18 protein-coding genes are annotated in these 21,099 nt (G+C 58.3%); 11 read left to right on the top strand and 7 right to left on the bottom strand.

The window, feature by feature from the left end; all coding sequences use genetic code 11:
- Both Mal65_RS20245 and Mal65_RS20240 read left to right on the top strand, forming a co-directional pair.
- On the top strand, positions 1-933 hold the full coding sequence (locus Mal65_RS20245) for an ABC transporter ATP-binding protein (protein WP_145305074.1): 933 nt from the start codon (positions 1-3) through the stop codon (positions 931-933).
- Positions 933-1,826 (top strand): hypothetical protein, encoded by an 894-nt coding sequence (locus tag Mal65_RS20240; RefSeq protein WP_196784325.1) that lies wholly within the window; start codon positions 933-935, stop codon positions 1,824-1,826. The genes Mal65_RS20245 and Mal65_RS20240 overlap by 1 nt, the downstream gene beginning before the upstream one ends.
- Before the next feature lie 45 nt (positions 1,827-1,871).
- Here Mal65_RS20240 and Mal65_RS20235 read toward each other — a convergent pair whose 3' ends face one another.
- On the bottom strand, positions 1,872-3,308 hold the full coding sequence (locus tag Mal65_RS20235; protein ID WP_145301808.1) for a sigma-54-dependent transcriptional regulator: 1,437 nt from the start codon (positions 3,306-3,308) through the stop codon (positions 1,872-1,874).
- A 314-nt stretch (positions 3,309-3,622) separates the two neighbouring features.
- Between Mal65_RS20235 and Mal65_RS20230 the strand changes: the two genes are divergently transcribed.
- Positions 3,623-4,246, top strand: a complete 624-nt coding sequence (locus Mal65_RS20230; protein WP_145301805.1) for a response regulator transcription factor — start codon at positions 3,623-3,625, stop codon at positions 4,244-4,246.
- Between the two features lie 165 nt (positions 4,247-4,411).
- Here the strand turns inward: Mal65_RS20230 and serS are convergent, their stop codons facing one another.
- Positions 4,412-5,695: a serine--tRNA ligase gene (gene serS / locus Mal65_RS20225; RefSeq protein ID WP_145301802.1), complete on the bottom strand. Its 1,284-nt coding sequence runs from the start codon at positions 5,693-5,695 to the stop codon at positions 4,412-4,414.
- 133 nt (positions 5,696-5,828) lie between these two features.
- Entirely contained in the window at positions 5,829-7,214 is a 1,386-nt protein-coding gene (locus tag Mal65_RS20220; protein ID WP_196784324.1) for a dipeptidase, read from the bottom strand.
- 147 nt (positions 7,215-7,361) lie between these two features.
- Here Mal65_RS20220 and Mal65_RS26670 point away from each other — a divergent pair, with 147 nt between their 5' ends.
- From Mal65_RS26670 to Mal65_RS20205, 4 genes are all read left to right on the top strand, one after another.
- Positions 7,362-7,520, top strand: coding sequence for a hypothetical protein (locus tag Mal65_RS26670; protein WP_165701413.1), 159 nt, complete (start codon positions 7,362-7,364; stop codon positions 7,518-7,520).
- 5 nt (positions 7,521-7,525) lie between these two features.
- Entirely contained in the window at positions 7,526-7,864 is a 339-nt protein-coding gene (locus Mal65_RS20215; protein ID WP_145301800.1) for an ATP-dependent Clp protease adaptor ClpS, read from the top strand.
- 102 nt (positions 7,865-7,966) lie between these two features.
- On the top strand, positions 7,967-8,491 hold the full coding sequence (locus tag Mal65_RS20210) for a putative quinol monooxygenase (protein ID WP_145301797.1): 525 nt from the start codon (positions 7,967-7,969) through the stop codon (positions 8,489-8,491).
- 21 nt (positions 8,492-8,512) lie between these two features.
- Positions 8,513-10,144: an ABC transporter permease gene (locus tag Mal65_RS20205; RefSeq protein WP_145301794.1), complete on the top strand. Its 1,632-nt coding sequence runs from the start codon at positions 8,513-8,515 to the stop codon at positions 10,142-10,144.
- Between the two features lie 29 nt (positions 10,145-10,173).
- Here Mal65_RS20205 and Mal65_RS20200 read toward each other — a convergent pair whose 3' ends face one another.
- Together Mal65_RS20200 and Mal65_RS20195 are read right to left on the bottom strand one after the other, a co-directional pair.
- Complete coding sequence (locus Mal65_RS20200; RefSeq protein ID WP_145301791.1) at positions 10,174-11,469, bottom strand: HEAT repeat domain-containing protein; 1,296 nt, start codon at positions 11,467-11,469, stop codon at positions 10,174-10,176.
- 129 nt (positions 11,470-11,598) lie between these two features.
- Positions 11,599-13,089 carry a hypothetical protein gene (locus Mal65_RS20195; RefSeq protein WP_145301789.1) on the bottom strand — a complete coding sequence of 497 codons (1,491 nt, stop codon included), beginning with the start codon at positions 13,087-13,089 and terminating at the stop codon, positions 11,599-11,601.
- 378 nt (positions 13,090-13,467) lie between these two features.
- On the opposite strand from Mal65_RS20195, the gene Mal65_RS20190 reads away from it, so the two are divergent.
- The 4 genes from Mal65_RS20190 to Mal65_RS20175 all read left to right on the top strand — a co-directional run bounded on the left by Mal65_RS20190 (position 13,468) and on the right by Mal65_RS20175 (position 18,076).
- On the top strand, positions 13,468-14,823 hold the full coding sequence (locus tag Mal65_RS20190; RefSeq protein ID WP_145301786.1) for a hypothetical protein: 1,356 nt from the start codon (positions 13,468-13,470) through the stop codon (positions 14,821-14,823).
- On the top strand, positions 14,820-15,368 hold the full coding sequence (locus Mal65_RS20185; protein WP_196784323.1) for an NUDIX hydrolase: 549 nt from the start codon (positions 14,820-14,822) through the stop codon (positions 15,366-15,368). Before Mal65_RS20190 ends, Mal65_RS20185 begins: the two co-directional genes overlap by 4 nt.
- A 250-nt stretch (positions 15,369-15,618) precedes the next feature.
- Positions 15,619-16,806: a hypothetical protein gene (locus tag Mal65_RS20180; protein WP_145301782.1), complete on the top strand. Its 1,188-nt coding sequence runs from the start codon at positions 15,619-15,621 to the stop codon at positions 16,804-16,806.
- A gap of 1 nt (position 16,807) precedes the next feature.
- Positions 16,808-18,076 carry a BamB-related PQQ repeat family beta-propellar protein gene (locus Mal65_RS20175; RefSeq protein ID WP_145301779.1) on the top strand — a complete coding sequence of 423 codons (1,269 nt, stop codon included), beginning with the start codon at positions 16,808-16,810 and terminating at the stop codon, positions 18,074-18,076.
- Between the two features lie 72 nt (positions 18,077-18,148).
- Here Mal65_RS20175 and Mal65_RS20170 read toward each other — a convergent pair whose 3' ends face one another.
- Together Mal65_RS20170 and gltD are read right to left on the bottom strand one after the other, a co-directional pair.
- A complete protein-coding gene (locus Mal65_RS20170; protein ID WP_165701411.1) occupies positions 18,149-19,105 on the bottom strand; it encodes a hypothetical protein in 957 nt (318 codons plus the stop codon).
- A gap of 438 nt (positions 19,106-19,543) precedes the next feature.
- On the bottom strand, positions 19,544-21,046 hold the full coding sequence (gene gltD, locus Mal65_RS20165; protein WP_145301773.1) for a glutamate synthase subunit beta: 1,503 nt from the start codon (positions 21,044-21,046) through the stop codon (positions 19,544-19,546).
- Between the last annotated feature and the right edge of the window lie 53 nt (positions 21,047-21,099).

The following is a 21,099-nucleotide window of genomic DNA, read 5'->3' as shown; positions in this document are numbered from 1 at the left end:
ATGATCGAGCTTCAAGGTCTTTCAAAACTGTACGGTCGCGTGATCGGTGTCAACGATCTGTGCGGCAGTTTTCCCGCCGGTGCCTACGGGTTGATTGGCCCCAATGGAAGCGGCAAGACGACGATGATCAACTTGCTGACGGGGCAATTGAAACCGACGACCGGCCGTGTTCGGGTTTTCGGTCGTGACCCGTTTCGCCAGCGTGATGTGCTGCGACAAATCGGCCTTTGTCCGGCGACCGACGTTTTGTACCCCAACGTGTCCGCCCGACAGTGGGTGCGTTGCTTGGTGCGTTTGCATGGCTTTGGTGCGGCCGAGAGTCGACGCAGGGCGGATGACGCTCTGGAACAGGTCGGCTTGTCGGATGCGATGGATCGACCGATGGGCCGGTATTCATTGGGCATGCGCCAGCGAGCCAAGCTGGCCCAGGCGATCGCCCACGAACCGGATCTGTTGATTTTGGATGAACCGTACAACGGTCTGGATCCGGTCGGCCGCTATGAAATGACGGCACTGCTTCGTCGTTGGCATTCCGCCGGGCGAAGTTTGTTGTTCGCCAGTCACGTGCTGCACGAAATCGAATCCATCACCCGTTCATTTCTTTGGATCCACGGCGGGCGATTGTTGGCCAGTGGGACGGCCGAAGAAATCGATGCGATCGTGGCTTCGACGCCTCAAGAGATAGTGTTGCGTGGCGATGGGGTCGGACGTTTGGTGCAACATTTGGCCAACCATCCACAGGTTCAGCGGATCGAGTTGTCGACGACGGACAACCGTTTGACCGTCGGAGTGCGGGAGGTCAACCAATTGATCCCACAATTGACACGATGGATCGCGGAAGATTCCGTCAAGGTCGATGAATTGCTTTCGGCCGATGGTGACCTGTCGGCCATGTTCGAAGCATTGCTACGTCGACACCGGGGGGAGCAATGATGTCCGAGGGATCAACGGTACCAAGCGACGCGGCGGACGAAGATCCAGCGGGCGGTCGAGTCATGGATCAAGAACTTTCGCCATCGACTTCGATTCATCCGACAACGCCACAGACGCAGCGGGCCACGCTGGGGATGATTGTCGATTTTGTGCGTTTTGAATTGGCGCGATCCGTCACGGCCGGTCGGCTTGCGGTTTGGTTCCTGTTGATCGCGTTTCCCATTGTGATTGTCGCGCTGCTTCGCGTGCAAAGGTCGGTCGATGCGATCGATCCCTGGGGCAATGCGGTGTATTTCTTGATTCCCGAAGTGACCTGTTTGTTGGGGTTGTTGCTGTGGGCAACGCCCGCGGTGGGAACCGAGCTGGAAGGCCAAACTTGGATCTATCTGGCAACCCGCACACGGGGACGGATGGTCGTCTTGGTTGGCAAATACGTGACTGCCATTTTTTGGACGTTCGCCGCGGCAGCCATCTCGTTGATCGGTTGCACGGTGCTGATAGGGCCCGATGATCCTGGCCGTTTTTGCGGCATCTTGACCTTGCTGGCGGCCCTATCCTGTTTGGCCCACGGTGCCCAATACCTTTTGATCGGCGTGTTCTTTTTTCGGCGAACGATGGTGGCCGCCGTGTTCTACACGCTGGTCGCCGAGTACGGGTTGTCGTTTGTTCCAGCGATCATCAATCAATTGACGGTGAACTATCAATTGCGTGGATTGCTGACCCGTTGGACTTCTTGGCGTTCGGTGCAAGTATTCGATGACACCACATTTGGCAACGAATCGATCGTTCGTCACCTTTTGGCCCTGTTGATCGTCACCGCCGTGTGTTTGACGTTGGCGGTGTACCGTGTGCGAACGGCCCAGTACCCCACGCAGCAAGACGGCGGTGGGTGACCCATCGAACCGAGTCGTCGGAATCGGGAACGCCGCCGGCCTGAATCAGGAGCTGAATTGAAGTCGAGGGTCATCTAGTCCCAGACGCTTCATCTTTTTGTACAGCGTGGTTCGGTTGATTTCCAAAGCATCCGCGGTTGCGGCCCGATTCCAATTGTGACGCCGCAAGGATTGCAGAATGATTTGACGCTCGGGGCCTTCCAGGGCATCACGCAGACTCTTGCCTTGAACGTCGCCCAGACGCGGCGCGAACGACGGTTCATTGGCGTTGTTCGATGGCGTCGGGGCGGCCAGCGGATCGGCGTGACCCAAAACTTCGGGCGGCAAGTCTTCGACCGTCAAATCCGCATCACGCGAAAGCAGGACGGCGCGTTCGACCACGTTTTGAAGTTGGCGAACGTTGCCCGGCCATTGGTACCGTTGCAGCCGGTCCATCGCGTCGGCATCAAAACCGTTGATCGGTCTGCCGCTGGTTTCGCTGGCCTCGCGTAAGAAGTGTTCCGCCAGGATCGGAATGTCGCCGGGACGCTCACGCAAGGAAGGAAGCTGAATGTTGACGACGTTGATTCGGTAATACAGGTCTTGTCGAAACGCACCGGAGGCCACCTGCTGCTGCAGGTTTTCATTGGTGGCCAGGATCACGCGTGTATCGACGGATTGCGTTTCGGTGCCGCCCAAGCGTTCGAATTGAAACTCCTGCAGAACCCGCAGCAATTTGACTTGCATTGCCGGGGATGCCGTTCCGATTTCGTCCAGGAACAGTGTTCCGCCGGTGGCCAATTCAAACTTACCGACCTTATCGACCGCGGCTCCGGTGAAGGCGCCGGCGACATGGCCGAACAATTCACTTTCCAGCAGCGTGTCGGGCAAGGCACCGCATGCGACTTCGACGAAGGGGCCACCGCGGCGCGAACTGCGTCCGTGGATGGCGCGGGCGATCATCGACTTACCCGTTCCGTTTTCGCCGGTGATCAAGATGGAGGCTTTGGCGTCGGCGACGTTGTCGATGACGTCAAAGATCTTCAGCATCCTGTAATCGTGGCTCAGGATGTTTTCCAGGCCGCTGCGCCGATCAAGCTGTTTCTTCAGCGATTCGTTTTCCTTGGCGATATCCCGTTGGGCCATCGCCCGGTCCATCGCCAAAGCCAATTCTTCATCGATCAACGGTTTGGTCAGAACGTCAAAGGCGCCTTCGCGAACGGCCGCCACCGCCGTGTCGGGCGTGGCGTAGCCCGTCATGACCAGCACTGCTGTTTCCGGCTGCGCTTTGCGGCTGAACCGGATCAGGTCCATGCCATCGTCGGAACCCAAACGCAGGTCGGTCAGCAGGATGTCAAAAGACGTCGACGAAAGTTGGGATCGTGCTTGGGCGGCGTCGGAGGCCACGGCGACCTGCATCCCCTGCTCATGCAGCCAGTCCGCCATCGACTGAGCCAGATGGTGATCGTCGTCGACCAGAAGCAGGGAAATTGGTTGATTCATGCCGAAAAGCGTCATCGCGTGTCGCGGATCAATACTGTCGCGACGCCCAAGAACAAGCGTCCTTGTTTATCTAGGTCGCCGAACCGGTACGGTCAAAAAATCGACGCTCAATTCCAGATGGGTGGTCGCTTGTGCTCCCTCGGGTGGTTGAGATTGGCCTTCCGTAATGACTGTAAGTGTTGAATTTCAAACCGTTTACAATGGTGGGGGCTTACCTTGAGCATCGTAACGGTGAACAATAGGTTAGACCTTTTTGAACGACGACATGATGAACTCGGCCGGGGCCGGAGGAGTGGCCAACGTTGTTTAGCCTGATGATTGTCGACGACCACCCGGTCGTTTGCGACGCACTATCGCTTTTTCTCAGACAGTACGACATCGATACCGTCGCCACCTGTGGCACGGGGAAAGACGCACTGCGCCAGGCCGAAAGCCGAACGCTTGATGTCGTTTTGCTGGATGTGCGACTGCCCGACATAGACGGATTGTTGGTGTTGGAAAAACTACTGGAATCCGTCAACGATTTACCGATCGTGATGTTCAGCGGCCATGAAAACCCGACTTATGTGGCCCGTGCCGCGGCCATGGGGGCGGTCGATTTTCTGGACAAATCGGCTTCGGTCGCCGTCGTTGCCACGACGCTGGTCGAAGCGGTACAGAAACGGTCCGGCCGCAACGGCAGTCAGCTTCTGCGAATCCAAAATCTGATGCAGGCACCGGTGGAACCGGAAGAATTGCCCGACGGGATGCCTTTGACGTCCCGCGAGGCGCAGGTGCTGCGGCACATGGGGTTCGGGCTAAGCAATCGCGAGATCGCGAATTCGCTGCGGATCAGTGTCGAAACCGTCAAGGAGCACGTGCAGAATGTGCTGCGGAAGTTGAACGCAAGCGATCGGACCGCCGCCGCGGTTCGCGCCGTCCGCGAAGGCCTGGTGTAGCGAAGCGAACGTTGCGACGCCGCACCCGACGCCATCGCATGGGTGACGCCCGCGCGTTGAATGTACGGTGGCATCGACCTTGAACCTGGGCCGACCGAAAACCGTCGTGGCGGTTCGGTCTTCAGGTGTCACACGGTCGACCAATGGCGGACGGATGGTCGTGGATCAAGCCTTGGCCTGGATCACATCACAGCCGACCCACGGACGGAGGACTTCGGGCACATTGATGCTGCCGTCGGCAAGTTGATGGTTTTCCAGAATCGCGATCATCGCTCGGCCCGTTGCAATCGCGGTGCCGTTGAGTGTGTGTGCGAAGTGGGTGCCTTTTTCGCCGGTCGTTTTGTAGCGGACATTCAATCGCCGCGCCTGATAGTCGGTGCAATTACTAGTGCTGGTGACTTCACCCCACTGGCCCGATTCGCCGCGTCCGGGCATCCACGCTTCCAAGTCGTATTTGCGATACGCGGGGCCGCCCAGGTCACCGCTGGCGGTGTCGATGACCCGATAGGGCACCTCCAAAGCGTCAAAGATCTCACATTCCAAGCCACGCATTTCTTCGTGAACTTGATCGCTTTGTTCGGGCAAAGTGAACGCGAACATTTCGACTTTGGTGAATTGGTGAACGCGGTACAGACCTTTGCTGGCCCGTCCCGCCGCGCCCGCTTCGGTGCGGAAGCAGTGGCTAAGGCCGCACAAGCGGATCGGCAAATCTGTGTCATCCAGTGTCTGTCCCGACATCATGCCGCCGAGAGTGATTTCGGCGGTGGCGACCAAGTTCAGTTCGGTGTTCTCGATGCTGTAGATCTGTGTTTCTGGTCCCCGTGGATTGAAACCCGTGCCCTGCAAAACGCTAGTCAAAGCCAGGTCGGGCGTGGCGACGGGCGTGAAGCCTTTGTCGCTTAAGAACTGAATGGCGAATTGCTGTAACGCCAGATCCAAGCGGACGGCGGCATTTCGCAGGAAATAGAATCCGGACCCGGCGACTCGGGCACCGCCCTCGAAATCAAACAAGTCGTGTTTTTCGCCCAGTTCAAGGTGGTCCAGCGGTTGGAATTCGAACTGTGGTTTGGGCGTCTTGCCGAAGCCCAGTTCATTGGCGTCGTCTTCGCCGCCGTCGGGAACATCGGGATGCGTCAGGTTGGGCAATACGGTTTGCAACGCGATGATTTCCTGTTCCAGTTCATCGTGTTGGTTTTGTGCGGCATCCTTTTCTTCGCGCAGTTGACGCCCACGTGCGATCATCGCTTGGCGTTCGTCATTGTCCTTGGCTTTGCCGATCCCCTTGCTGGTTTCGTTCGCCTGGCGATTTAGTTCTTGGGCCAGTTGCAGTTTTTCCAACCGCTGTTGTTCCAGTTGAACGATCCGGGCAACGTCACACTGGACGCCGCGACGGCGAGCGTTTTCAGCGACAAGTTCGGCGTTTTGAAGAATGAATTTGCGGTCAAGCATGATGGATGAAGGGTAGTGCCGATTGGGGCGTGGGAAAGACCGTTGGATGGGTCGTGAATATCAGTAGTTTCGCCGTCGGACAGATTCCAGTCACGACGCGTCGATGGCTGGTCGGTGGGTGCGATTTGATCGATTAGCCGACTCGGCATTCGCCAAGTTGTTTCCACAGTTCGCGAGACGCCGCGATTCCGCGATGGAAATCTGCCAAACGAAATTTTTCGTCGGGACTATGAGCGTTATCGTCCGAAAGTCCCCAGCCCAACAGGAGGCAGTCACAGCGAAGGACTTTTTGAAATTCTGCCACGATGGGAATCGACCCACCTTCGCGGATCAAAACAGGTGACACGCCAAAACCGGCGCGAATTGCTTCGGCCGCGGCGGCCATGTACGGGCTGTCGGTATTGGCCAACATGGCCGGGGCCCCGTGGTCGGCTTTCAAGGTGACACGGGTGCCGGGAATCTTGTTCGCATCCAGGTGGGCTTGGATCGCGGCGGTGATCTTTCCAGGATCTTGATCGGGAACCAAGCGGCAACTGATCTTCGCTTTGGCGACGGCCGGGATGATCGTTTTGACGCCTTCGCCCTGATGGCCAGACGTCAATCCGTTGACTTCCAAGGTCGGACGCGCCCAGCGACGTTCGTCGGCGGTGTACCCCGGTTCGCCGAACAACTGGTCGACACCGACTGATTTGGCGAACTCCGATTCATCCTGCGGTAACTGCGTCCAGCGTTCTCGTTCATTGGCATCGATTGGTCGTACATCGTCGTAGAACCCCGAGATGCAAATCTTGCCGGTTTCATCAACCATTGACGAAATCAAGTGGGAAATCGCGACCGCGGGGTTGGCGACCGCGCCGCCGAAAGAACCGCTGTGCAAGTCCATCGCAGGACCCTGGACCTCGATCTCGTAAGTTGCGATACCACGCAGCCCGTACGTGATCGCCGGTTGGCCGTCGGCGTACTGGCCGCTGTCGCTGATCACCACGCAGTCACAGGCCAATTGGTCGGCCAGGTCGCTCAGGTGGGCTTCCAGATTCTGGCTGCCGACTTCTTCTTCGCCTTCGACCAGGAACTTGACCTGCAGCGGCAGCGATTCACCGGAGGCGATCCAGTCGCAGACGCTGTGCACATGTGTCAGCAACTGGCCTTTGTCATCGGTCGCACCACGAGCGTACAGATTGCCGTTGCGGACGGTGGGTTCAAACGGCGGGGTGGTCCACAATTCCAGGGGTTCCGCCGGTTGGACATCATAGTGTCCATAGACAAGAGCGACCGGGGCGCCGGGGACCGGCGGCGTTTCCGCCAAAACGATCGGATGACCTTCGGTGGGCAGCCACTGTGTCGCCAGCCCCGCCCGCTGGAACTTGTCCAACAGCCATTGGCCGGCACGACGTGTGTCGTCCTTGTGGTCAGGATAGCTGCTGATGCTGGGGATCCGCAGCCACTGGATCAGCTCGGTTTCGTGGCGCTGTTTTTGGGCTGGGGCATCTTCGTTTGCGGGGTAATTTGAATCGGTCACGTCGACGTCCGGGGCCAGGAAAAGTCGGAAAGGTTTGCCGCGCGGGTGCAAAAAACTGAACCCGATTCATCGGCAAAATGTGTACTTTTTGTTTCACGGTCGCGCTACAATATAGCCATGTCGATCAGACCGAAAATGACACCTGTGATGCCTGTATCCGGGCTGGATGTGGGAATCGACCGTGTGATCACGCGTGTGTGGCATGCCAAAGCTTTGACGGCTTGGTGGCCCGACCGAGGATCACGCGATGGTGGCCGACCGGAAAGCCCCGGGATGTCTGACGGTCGCAAATTCAAGGAGCGTTAACAAGAATGTCCGATCCGCAGACCATGGTCGCCGAACCGGTCGTTCGTACCCGACAGAACAAACGACGGAAAAAGCAGCCACGATACAACGTCATCCTTTGGGATGATCCCGATCACAGCTACGACTACGTCATCATGATGATGAAGCAGCTGTTTGCCTTTCCGATCGAGCGCGGTTTTCAAATTGCCAAAGAAGTCGATGGATCGGGCCGTGCGATCTGTCTGACCACGACCATGGAGCACGCCGAATTGAAGCGTGACCAAATCCATTCGTTCGGGAAAGATGACATGATTGCCCGCTGTAAGGGCAGCATGCGGGCGTCCATCGAACCGGTCACCGAGTGATTCAGATCGCCTACAATCGTCAGACGTTTCGACGCCGGTCCGTGACGGCGTCGAAATACCACTGTTCAAATCACGTCTGACGTTTTTGCGAAGAACTGAATCATGATCTCCCTGAGTAACTGTGGCAAAGCGGACCGATCGATCGTCCGCCGTGTGGTGTCAACCGCCGTCGTGTTGGTGGTTTTGGTGTTTGTCGACGCCGGCGCTTTTTCAAATGCGGCTTTCGGCGATCAACAAGACGGTGATGCCGTCTCGGCCGCCAAGCCCCTGCATCCGTTGGCGGCAGAAATCAAAAGCCAGTTGGCCGACCGTCCCGCCGACAAGCCCTTTGTGGCGGCCGTGACGCTGAAGGCGAACCCCGGCGCTGCGAAGAAAGTGGTGGCGGCGATGCGTGAAGCAACGCCGATCACGCGAAAAGAAGAAGGCAACGCGGCGTATCTGTTGTTGCGTGATCCGTCCGACAAGAACTTGTTCGTCTTGTTTGAACGCTGGAAATCGCTGGACACGTTGAACGCACACTTGCACGCCGAGCATACGGTGAAGTTGCTGGAGACGTTGGAGCCGCTGTTGTCCGAAGCTCCCAAGGTCGACGTGATGTACCCGGTGTTCTTTCCGAAAGCAAAGTAGTGCTTCGGCGGTCACGGGCGAATGTATCTACGTAATAATCCCGTTTTGCAACGAGAGTTGTTGGTCAATTTGCGGACCAACAAATCGTTTTTGCTGCTGGCTGGATATCAGTTGATGTTGTCGTTGGTGGTGTTGGCCGCTTGGCCGGCCGATCGGCGATTGGATTTGACCAGCAATCCGGAATCCGCCAGCCGGTTGGTCAATCTGTTCTTTCTGGGGCAGTACGTCATCGCATCCTTGATCGCCCCCAGCTTTTCAGCCGGTGCCGTGTCGGGCGAAAAAGAACGACAGACTTACGAGATGCTGTTGGCCAGCCCGATGCGTCCGGGGGCGATTGTTTTCGGAAAGATGGTGGCTTCGCTGCTACACCTGGGGCTATTGGTCATTGCATCGTTGCCCATCATCGCACTGTGTCTGCCGCTGGGTGGCGTCAGTCTGTACGAAGTCATCGCCGCTTATGTGGGCTTGTTGGTTTCCGTCGTGCTGTATGGTGCGATCGGGGTGTTTTGTAGCAGCTATTTCACCCGCACCAGCAGTTCGATCGTTGTCAGTTATCTGGCAATCTTGCCGTTGGTGTTGGCCGCCATCACGTTCTGGATGCTGGCCAGCGGCGAATTTCGTTTGAAGGTCTCGCTGTTGGTCATCCCCGCCTTTGCGATCGCCGCGATCGGTTTGATGTGTGCCAACGCGGCTGCGCGGATGCTGTACCCGCCCGACTTTGGAAGCGAAGGCAAGGAGGTGATTGATTTGGAAAGGGAGGCGGAGGAGGCCGTCGGGCTGGTCATCCAGCCGGATCAGTTTCCCGATCGTTTGTTCGCACCGCCGAAGAAACAGGAATTGATGGCCGACGGGACCAACCCGGTTTACGACAAAGAATTGCACAGCGAGATTTTTAGTCAGGGGACGTTGATGCTGCGTCTGGTCATCCAGATCAGCATGTTGCTGGCGATCCCGTTGATGGGCTTGTTTCTGTTCTTTCAATACGATCGTTCGCCCTGGTTTGTCGTGTACGTGATCGTATTCAATTTGTTGGTCGGCCCGGTGTTCCTGGCGGGCAGCATGACCAGTGAACGCGAACGCCAGACCTTGGATTTGTTGCTGACGACGACGTTGACGCCGTGGCAAATCCTGTCCGGCAAATTCATCGTAGGTTTCCGTATCTCCTTTGTGCTGACATCGTTTCTGTTGTGGCCCTTGTTGCTGGGCACCTTGATGAACGACGTTTTCTACACGAATTGGATGTCGGTCTTGGGGATGTTTGCGATCGTCGTGATGGCATCGCTGGTCAATGCGTTTGTCGCGCTGACTTGTTCGTTATTTTGCCGGCGCACTTCCGTCTCGCTGATCGCCACCTATGTCGTGTTGCTGACCTTGTATGTCGGGCCGCCCGCGTTGGTGACGTTTTCGGGATTGGTTCAAACGGTGACGGCGACAGGTGCTCCGGTGCAATTCCTAGGAATCGCTAGCCCGTTTTCGGCGTTGTTTGCCCTGCCCTTGGACGGAAACCTGATGCGGTTTGGTGAAGGCGAGTGGCTGAACCCAGGGAATCTGACCACCGTGTATGGCTACTTTGGATTCAGCGCCGCGGTGTTGGCCGTGACGTCGCTGGCCATGTGGACTCGGCTGAATGCCAGACGTGGGCTGTCGGAGTGATATCGCGCTACTGAAGAACGCGTCGCAGGTTACTGAAGTATCAGCGACCGGATTTCTGGATCGCTTTCGCCTGCCGCGTGCTTTCGCAAACGATCTTGAACATCCGGGTCGTTGACCGTCTTCAAGACGCTGACGACGCGGTGGCGAATCCGGGCATCGGTATCATCCAACAGCAGCAACAGCCAAGCCCGTGGGTCAAATTTCGACTGCGAACCCAGCCAATCGATCAATTCCATGCGGGCAGAGACGGATCCGCTGACCAAACGGTCGGCGAGTTCAATTTTTGAATCCGACCACTGTCGCCGTCTCAGTTCGGCTTCGGCCAAGTCGTGAGTTTCTGGGGTCGGATCGGCCAAAAATTGGACGACCGTTCGAATGTCCATCGCCTCCAAGGGCGATTGAACCAAATGGGACGTGGGCTGGACGGCGGGTGTAGGCGGCGCGGCCTTGGCAACCGCCACTATTTGCGGGGTGTCGCCGACGGGTTTCAAGTGAACCGTTTCCGGTGCAACGGCTTGAAGGCTTGTTGCGTCCTGGGTTTGGATCGGGCGGGCCGATGCCGGTGCGGGTTGATTGGCGAATTCGTCGGTGGTGCTGGCGTCGGCATCGTCTTGGTTGCCGGCCCAGTCGTTTCCGATCGGCAGTGGGGCGGACATGCCGACGATCCGCAGCGGTGTCGGTGCGGCGGCGGTTTGCGTGATTTTGCCTTCAACGGTGGTGTCACCGTCGCCCGTGGTTGTGGCCGATGCGCCGGATTCGTTGAGCCGCTGAAGGGTGTTCAGAGCCAGTCGATTGATTTGCAGGTCATCATCCTTGCCGCTGCGCCGCAACGCATCCAGCGAAGTCTGGATAAGGCCGGCGGCCCAGGCTGTGCGATCGGCGGGAACCCGGTCGGCTTGTTGACCGATCAGCCGAATCAGTTGGCGATGCTTTTGGTCCGATCGCGATGGCGACAGCAGAGCCCAGTCGTCTTGGGCTTGTTGCAGAATCCGCCATGCGGCTTGGGCGAATGGCGGTTCCGGGTCGGTCATCGCGGCGACGATCGTCGGCATCGCGGCATCGTTTTGGTCGGGACCGCCCAGGGTCGACAGTTCCAGCAATCTGGCGATCCGCTGATCCGTCGGCAACTGATTCAGGTCTTGTGTGTACCGGTGAACAAGCCAAACGCGACTGTAATGCTGAACGGCCAACACCCCTGCGAAGGCGACACAGGCCAATGCGACCAACTTGAACGCGGAAACAAAAGCCGAACGAATACCGCGACGCTGGTTTCGCAGCGGTCCGGCAAACGGATTGGCAATGGTTTCAACTTCGCCCGGTGTCATCGGGATTACCGTCCTTGGCTGGCGTGGTCCGTCGCCGTGGCGTCATTGGCCGCTGGGGGCAAGGTCCGGACCGAACGATCCGCCACCGGTGATCCGTGGTGACGGAATGTTTACAGGTGGATTGTGCGTTCAGGGGGCGTGCGAAGGCAAGATCAGTTCAGCGGCCGCGGAATGCTGCTTTTCCAGGCTTCGACGGAATTCTTCGTCCGCCTGGCGTTGCTGTTGGCGGATTCGCTGGGGGACGTTCACGCCGTTGACCAAGTCGGCCAAGACCGCGCCAATTTGCGGCAGTGTGGATGAGACAAAATGGGGTTCGTGCCACTGGATACGTCCCTGGTGATCCAAAACCGTCAGACTGCCGGGCAATAGCCAAGAGGGATCCTGGGATGGGGCTTGCTGATACACAAGGTCCAGCATGGATTCATCGCCTACGATGCGATCGTCCGATGAATCGCCCGCCGGTAACACAGCACCGATCAATACCTTGCGACGCAGATCCGCGGGCATTCGCGAAACCCATTGCCGAAGAAGATCCAACTGGTGGCCGGCCAAGGGGGAATCAGACAGCGACAGAAGGCATGCCCACGGCTGGCGCACGATTTGGTCTTGGTCGCCGCGATTGGTGGCGGGACGCCGGCTTAGTTGAATGCGGTCGCCGGAGACCCGTTGCCCAAGCCATCCCGGCGACACGGTCGGCGGTGTCACCAAGCCGGCCACCGTGACCGGCGCCGCGGGAAACGAATCCATGGGGGGTGGGCCGGTGCGTTGGGAACGCGTCGCATCGCGTAGGTGGATGCTCAACTGGACCACTGCGGCCACGTTGGCCGGCGGTTGCGATGGTTCAATTGGTTGATCGCTTGTCGTTTGGTCGGTCGGAATCAATAGCGACGGAAGATCGACGCGGCGGATCAACGTCTGTGTCGTGTCGATCCAAAACGTGAAACGCTCGTTGCCGCTGGTGACGTTGACCGAACGACAAGGGACTTGGTCGATCGTGGCGACGTCGCCGTAGACGAACTGTGCATCGTCATCAAAAAGTTTCTGCATCGGGTTTTCGGCAAACATCCATTCCAGCTGTGGTGGCGGTCCCGCTTGTCCCGCCGCAATCGCGGTCACCAGCGCCGGATCGGATAAAAGATGTTCCAAGTCTGGGCGTCGTTGGCGGACGTCTTGGACCAACACTTGTTGTTGCCAAAGCTGGGCCGCATCACCGACAAACCAAGCGATCGATTGGCGATCGTCACGCCAAAGACGGGTCTCGTAAGCCGAAACGTACAGTCGGCCACGGTCGTACCATGTGGCCAATGGTGCGGTGCGTCGTTCGGTTCCCTGTTCGCCTTGGTAGGTCAGTTCGGCAAAGCCGCGATCACTGTAATAGTCACTGTTGCGATAACGTAAAAATGTCATCCTCAGCAGCGTTGCCGGATCCGTCCTGGGTAACGCCGACGCATTGTCCGTCGCGGGGGTATCCGGCGTTTGGGGCGTGGACTGCGAACATCCCGCAACGGCCGTCGCGACCAACAGGGCGGCCAGTGTGCCAAACCGCTGGGGCAGGCGTCGGGGTGACGGACGCCGGCGGAAGATGGGGGCGGTCGTGGGGCGTCGGCTTGGGGAGATCATGATGGCTTGATGGGATTCTTCTTGCTGCTTCCGCGATCCAGATCGTCTGCTTGATGTGTGATCGATGTGCCGGGGGAAAGGCAAGGTCAATCGCAATCGCGAACTCAGGGGTGCGGCGACACCTACAATGATCCGTATGATTGTTGATCGTCGGCGTTCGGGCATGCACGCATTGCACGTCCATCGATGGAATGAGATGTTGAACCGGCGAAACCGACACGACTGAGTTGATTTGTGGGTTTTAACGCCAGCCGCCGCCGGGGGTATCGATCGATTCCGGTGCGCGATCCGTGCCGGCGGTTCCGTTTGGCCGACAAGTCTGCTCGGCCGCCTTGTGATCCTGAATTCTAAAGTTTGATCCTGAATCCTAAAGAACGTATGACTGCCGCCCATCACGACGCAACCTTTTCCGGCGAAGCGATCGCGGACGCCTTGGCAGATCGCCTAGCGTGGCGTCTTCACCCAGCATCGGCCGGCGAATCCCAGGAACGTGCCGCCGGCGATTTGGCCCAGCGTGTCCAGGCGGCCCTAAGCGAACCGATCAATTTCCCGGCGATTTCGCAAGCCATGATCCCCGGCGACCGCGTTGCGCTGACGGTCGAAGCCATGGTGCCGGAATTGGTCGATACGGTCGGCACCGTGGTGCAGTGGCTTGCAAACCACGACGTAGGTGGCATCGATGTTGTGGTTTCCGATGACGCCAGCGATGAATTGATGATGGATCTGGCTCAGCGTTTGGGGGCGGCGGCCAAGGCCACACGTCATCAATCCGACCGACGGGATTCGTTGATGTACTTGGTGGCCGATGCTGGTGCCGAACCGGTTTATGTCAATCGGCAGCTTGCCGACGCTGATTTTGTGCTGCCGATACGATGTCGTCGCTCTGCGATCGCTGGTCAATCCGTCGACGCCGATCAAAGCGACCCGGCGGGTGTCTATCCGGTGTTTTCCGATTCGGCATCGCTTCAGCGATTCACCCGGGAATCGACCGACGACGCCGGCTTTCGTCAAAACCTGTCCATGACGATTGGGATTCAGGTGGTGATGTGGGTGGAACCGACAATCGACGGCCAAGCAAATCGGATCACTTGCCAGATCGTCTCCGATGCAGAGCATCACAATGAACCTGCGGAAATTTCGAAAGGCGTTTCCCCAGATCAGTGTCGCGCCAACGCGGTTGTGGTCATCGTTGATGGGGATCCGCATCAGCAAACCTGGATGAACGTCGCCCGAGCCGCAATTGCGGGGGCACGCCATTTGAACGAAGAAGGTTTGTTGGTGATCTGGTCGCAGTTACAAAAGGATCCACCGGAGCAGTTGGGGGCGATCCTGCAACGATTCGTTGATTCCGGCGACTTAGACCTGCCTTCGCTATCGGACCCCGCCGAATCGGATGACGGGTTCCCGGTGGTGTCACCAGCCGAGCCACTGGCCAAGGCCTTCGCACAGGTGATGCAAGACGCAAGAGTGGTTCTGCACAGTCATCTTGCCGACGAAGTGGTGGAAGACCTGGGATGGGGGACGGTCGGCTCGGTCAAGCAATTGGTTCGCTTGCTGGAAAGCCAGCAAGAAGTTGGTTTGATCCGTGCCGCCCAGTTCCTGGGCCCCCAGTTACCCGAAACCGTCGCCGATCCAACCGGCATTCGGCACGTCGACGATACGGAACAGCATTCGGCGATCGACCGACAGGATGACATTGATTCGCAAGATGACGGTTCGGAGCCGCCGTTGTGAATGATTCCGAAGCCCCACCGGTCGAAGAAGCATTCCGGTTTTGTCCGCGGTGTGGAAAGCCGAGTTCGGAAATCGGCAAGATCCCGTTTCACTGTAAACACTGCGGGATGGCCTGTTATTTCGGCCCGGTGGCCGCCGTCGGTGCGTTGATCACCGATCATCAAAATCAGCTGCTGCTGGTTCGGCGTGCTCGCAATCCGGGGCGTGGAAAATGGGGCTTGCCCGGTGGGTTTGTCGACCGGGATGAAACGGTGGAACAGGCTTTGGCCAGAGAGGTCCGCGAAGAAACCGGCTTGGTCGTGACGTCCTGTCGATTGTTGATGACGCGGCCGAACCAATACGTTTACACCGGCGTTCGTTCGCCCGTGATCGATCTGTTTTACTGCTGCCAGGTTGCCGACATCGACAACGTCGCCTTGGAACCGTCCGAACTGGAGCATCATGAATGGGCGTGGCCGGAACGTCGGCACTTGGAAAACATGGCGTTTGATTCCAACCGAATCGCGGTTCTGGCATGGATGAAGGAAATGGAAGCCGCCGATTGATCGGAAGTGTTCAGCCGTTGACGGTTTGGGGATTCGCGTTGCGGCCCCGACAACCGCGACTGTTGGATCGGTGATTCGCTGGGCAGACGGTCCGCAAGCCCTGATTGCGTTGGCTCAACTTGTGCCCGGTGAAATTTGTGCGGCTCAACAGCGGGCTGACTCGTCCAACGTCTACACTGTTCCGCTTTGACCTGGGCATCCGTGGGAAATGCTGCGGATTGCCGATGGCACCAGGACCGAACGTGACCAGATGACGGGGATTCGTGTGGCCAGACACATTCATTCAATCTTTGGGCTGATGATGGCGGGGGGGCTGGCCGTCGCGGCGTTATCGCCCGGTCAATCTTGGGCTGAATCGCCGATTGACGCAGACATTGCGACGATCGGATCGATCGGGCCTGGTGGCGGGGGCCACGCCGAGGCGGTGGTGGCAGCGAAACGGCTACGAAATGCCGGCGTCGAACATTTGCCAGAAATCCTAAACGCGATGGACGACGCCAATCCCATCGCGATGAACTGGTATCGCGGAATCGTCGCGGATGTCGTGCGACGTGCCGATCGTTTGCCCGTGGGTGAATTGATTGGCTTCGTCGGCGACTTGAACAATCGGCCCGTCGGTCGGGCGTTGGCGGTCGAGTTGATCCGGGACGCAGACGGGGATGCGGCGGAGCGATTGATTGCTGCGTCGGTCGATGATCCCAGCTTGCCGTTGCGGGAAATGGCGATCGCACGGCTGTTGGACTTGGCGGACCAAGCGAAGCAGCGGAAAGAAGAAGAACAGGCGGAAAGGTTTCTGCTGGATGCCCTGCCCTTTGCGCGTCAGCCGACACAGTTGAAAACGATCGTCGATCGGTTGGAAGACATGGGCGTGGACGTGTCGCTGGCGGATTCGTTTTGCATGATTCGTAAATGGTCACTGGTGGGGCCCTTTAACAACGTAGGCGGTGTGGGTTTCGACACCGCGTACGGACCAGAAGCTGAATTCACCGCCAACGGGTCGGTGGATTTGAATGCAAAGCATGAGGGCAAGAACGGTCCAGTTACCTGGCATGACGTCCAAGCCGATTCCGACGACGGTACCGTCGACATTGCAAAAGACTTGGACAAAGAGAAAGGCGCCGTCGCCTATTTATGGGCCACATTTAATTCACCTTCGGCGATCGACATCCAGGCACGTCTCAGTTGTGTGACGGCCAACAAGGTTTGGATCAATGGTCGACAGGTGATGGCCAACGAGGTCTATCACAGTGGCAGTGCGATCGACCAGTACATCGGCGATGCACAGTTGCAGCAGGGGCAGAACGTGATCCTGTTGAAGATTTGCCAAAACGAACAAACCCAGTCATGGGCACAGGATTGGGAGTTTCAGTTCCGATTGACCGACCGCAATGGTAAGGGGCTGAAAAGCCAGGCACCGAACACCGAAGGGACCCGTTGAAATGCGATTGAACAAATCCCACGGCCCAAAGACGCAACGAACGTGGTGGTCACCCAAACGCGCATCCATCTTGCTGGTGCAAGCCGGTCTGCTAACAACGTCGGCCATTTCGACCCCATCGGTTTTGGCAGACTGGTCGGCATTTCGCGGCGACGGCAGCGCGTCGGCGGCGGTCGGACCTGCCACTTTGAAAGTCGAAGAGTCTGGCAATCTGGCTTGGAAGACGGATATGCCGGGACGAAGTGTGGCAAGCCCGATCGTTGTCGGGGACTTGGTCATCACAACCAGTTCGGCGGGACCCGACGGTGGCCACCTTTACATCACCGCGGTGGACCTAAATTCGGGCGATGTTCGATGGGAACAGTCGTTTCGCGCGACCGGTCGTCCGTTTTGTCATCCGACCAGCGCCAACGCCGCGCCGACGCCGGTAAGCGATGGGAAGCGTGTGGTTGCGTTTTTCAGCAGCAATGATTTGGCTTGTTTGTCGATCGAAGGCGATTTGTTGTGGTACCGCGGCTTGGGGCACGACCATCCCAAGGCAGGGAACGACGTGGGGATGGCCGCGTCACCTGTGATTGCCGAAAACGCCGTGATCGTTCAAGTCGAATGCAAGGGAGATTCTTTTGCCGCCGGGATCCACTTGGCGGATGGGACCACGTTGTGGGAACAGCAACGAAATCGCGATTCCAACTGGGCATCGCCGTTGCCCATCACTCGCAGCGATGGCAGCACCGAAGTGGTCATGCCGTCGGGGCAGGATGTGGTTGCTGTTGATCCGCGCACCGGTGACGTGCGATGGAAGCTGGATGAAGGACGTGCAACGGTATCTTCGCCCAGTTTGTCGGGATCATACTTGATGTTGCCCGGCAATGATCTGTTGGTGATGCGGACCGACCAAAGTGGCACCGCACCCAAAGAAGTTTGGCGGAACAACCGGTTCAGTCCCAGAAACGCCACCGTCGCGTCCAACGGCCAAACGCTGTATGCCCTGAAAGGCTCCGTCCTGATTGCGGGCACCATGGCCGACGGCGAAAGAAAATGGCAGCACCGCTTGCCCGATTTTGGTGGCGGTTGGGCAACACCGGTCGTGGCAGCCGATCGAATCTATGTGTTTGATCAAGCTGGAAATGGTGCAATCATCGCCGATCGGGATGACCGTGCTGAAACCGTCGCCCAGGTCGAACTTGGCGAACCGGTCCTTGCGTCACCGGCCTTGGCCGACGGCAAGTTGATCGTGCGGTCTGACCGGTCGCTGTACTGTTTTCAGTAAACGCCGATAGCACGTTGGCCAAAGGTTTTGGCCATTTCGAAAGTCACGACCGTGCGCATCCACGCGATGCCGTTATCGATAGATCGATCCGCTGGTGGTCGAACCGCCGGTCGGATAGGCGCCCGCACCGCCCGTGCTGCCGGGCATGTATCCGCCCGCGTTGGACACCGGCGACGGGGAACCCGGAGTCGAAATTCCGCTGGTCGGCATGGTGGCCGATGGATTCGCCGCGGTACTGTAGGAAGCAGCCGCTGCGGCAGATGTTGTGCCTGAAGGGGCGTCCGGCAAGGCGAATCCTGATGTCGCGGGAACTTGGGCGGCGACGCTTGCGGTGGTTGATGGGACGGACGTGTCGCCAGTGGGCAAAGCATAGCTGCTTGGCGCGGGCGCGGTCGTCGATGACGCCACGGTCGATCCCGGCAGTGCAAACCCGGACGACGGGGTGGCCGGTGACGAAGGTGTCGATGAAATCGAGTACGTCGGCGATGGTGACGGACTAGCCGATGCGGTCGACGTCGGCGATGGTTGGCCGAATCGATAACCGCTGGGGGCCGACGATGGATTCGCCGCGTACGACGGTGGCGTGGTACCGCCGGTCGCGTAACCACCCTGCGGCGTCGCTGGGACGTTGGCAGTACCAGGGGTTACACCGGAGCCGCCAGTGGTCGATGGCGTTTGGCTGGCCAAGCTGGACGGAGATGTCGGGACACCGGTTGAAATATCAAACCCGTTGGCAAGCGATGCAGCAGGATTTACCGCACCGCGAGTTTCCGGCAGTTTGGCAATTTTGGTGTCTGAACCACCATAGGGCGAAGCCGAGGGTGTCGGCGTGGCGGTTCCGCCGGCCACCGAAGCGATCGCTTCCGGCGATGCCGAAGCGCTGGGCGGTGACGGGTACGTCATCGAAGGTCCGCTTCCGGCCAGCATTTCTGCCGATGGTTCGCTCTTGCCAAACCCGAACATGTTCATTCGGGGCATCGAACTGCGACAACCGGCTGACGTTCCGGCCGCGGCGATCAAAGTCGCCATCGCGAGACGACGGTAGGTCCGTGTGGTTGTGTGGTTCCGCATCCGTGCCACTTTCTCAGTCGGTGATCGAAACTGGATCATCATCTATGTCGTGTATCGACGCCGTCTGGAGCAGTCTGCAGGAATAATCGGCAAACTTTCCATAATCGACGCGAACGTCCTGTTTTCAGTCGCACACTAAAAAGCCGTGATTGCGAGTGTCAACGTCATTGTGGGGGATCCTTCGGGAAAGTTATTCACCGCCTTGGGGCGGTTTCACGAACATCGGGTTTCACGGTTCCAATGCGTTCGCCCCCGTGCAGCCTTGGGATCCGATCCGCCCCGCAGCGCAAAAGAAAAAGGCCGGTCACGTTGAATACGTGACCGGCCGCCGAATGATGTGGTCAATCGGGAAAGACCGTCATCCCGATTTCGCGATGTTCATCGCCTGGTCGTCGATCAGACAGCCGACAACGCAGTGCCCATGGTTTGACCGGGAGCCGGCAGAGCGGTTTCGCCCATCAAGTAAAGGTCGATGGCACGTGCCGCCCCGCGGCCTTCGTTGATGGCCCAGACCACCAAGCTCTGGCCACGTCGACAGTCACCAGCGGCGAATACGCCTTCGATGTTGGTGGTGTATTCACCGTGCACCGCTTCGAAATTGCTGCGGGCATCGGTTTTCAGTCCCAACGATTTCGGCAGGTACTGTTCCGGCCCCAGAAAGCCCATGGCCAGCAAAATCAATTGCGCCGGCCATTCCTTTTCGCTGCCTTCGACTTCGGTCATCTTCCAACCGCCATCGTCGTTCTTTGTCCATTCGACTTGGACCGAGCGAATGCCGACTAGTTTCCCATCGTCGTCTTTGATGAATTCCTTGCTCAGCAGCTGATAGTTCCGCGGGTCGCTTCCAAATTTTGCGGTGGCTTCTTCATGACCGTAGTCGATGCGGAAGACACGCGGCCATTCGGGCCACGGATTGTCGTCGGCGCGACCCTTCGGCGGCTTGGGCAGCAGTTCAAAATTGACGACGCTGCGGCAACCATGTCGGATACTGGTCGCGATACAGTCGGTACCGGTATCACCCCCACCGATCACGATGACATCTTTACCTTCGGCGCTAATGAACGACCCATTCAACGAATCGCCGTGAACGCTTTGCATGGTGTTGGCGGTCAGGAATTCCATGGCAAAATGAATGCCTTTGGCGTCGCGGCCTTCGATCGGCAAATCGCGTGGCTGCGTTGCACCGCATGCCAACAAGACGGCGTCGAAGTCCTTTTGAAGTTGTTCCGACTGAACATCTTTGCCGACGTTGACGCCGGTTTTGAAAGTCACGCCTTCGGCCGACATCTTGTCCAAGCGTCGCTGCAAGACTTCCTTGGACAACTTCATGTTGGGAATGCCGTACTGCAGCAAACCGCCGATGCGATTGGCGCGTTCAAAGACGGTGACTTCGTGACCGGCCTGATTCAGCTGGTCGGCCGCGGCCAACCCGGCGGGTCCGCTGCCGACGATCGCCACCTTTTTACCGGTTCGTGATTCCGGCGGTGTGGGGACGATCCAACCTTCGGCCCACGCCCGGTCAACGATCGCGTTTTCGATATTCTTGATCGTGACCGGCGGATTGGTGATTCCCAAAACACAGGAACCTTCGCAAGGTGCCGGACAAGTACGACCGGTGAACTCCGGAAAGTTGTTCGTCTTGTGAAGACGTTCGATCGCTTCTTTCCAGCGGTTGTTGTAGACCAGATCGTTCCATTCGGGGATCAGGTTATCGATCGGGCATCCAGTTGCGGATTGGCAAAACGGGACGCCACAGTCCATGCAGCGGGCACCCTGTTCACGCAGGTGATCGATTTTGTGCTCGGTGTAGATTTCGTCGTAATCATTGATCCGAACGACCGGCAAACGCCACGGCACTTTTTTGCGATCAAACTCTTTGAATCCGGTTGGCTTCCCCATGGGATCGGTCCAGTGTTGAAAAAGGAATATTTGTTTGTTGGATGGAACAGTCG

Origin of the sequence: Crateriforma conspicua (assembly GCF_007752935.1) — a bacterium.
GTDB lineage: Bacteria > Planctomycetota > Planctomycetia > Pirellulales > Pirellulaceae > Crateriforma > Crateriforma conspicua.
This window is presented reverse-complemented; position numbering and strand designations above follow the sequence as displayed.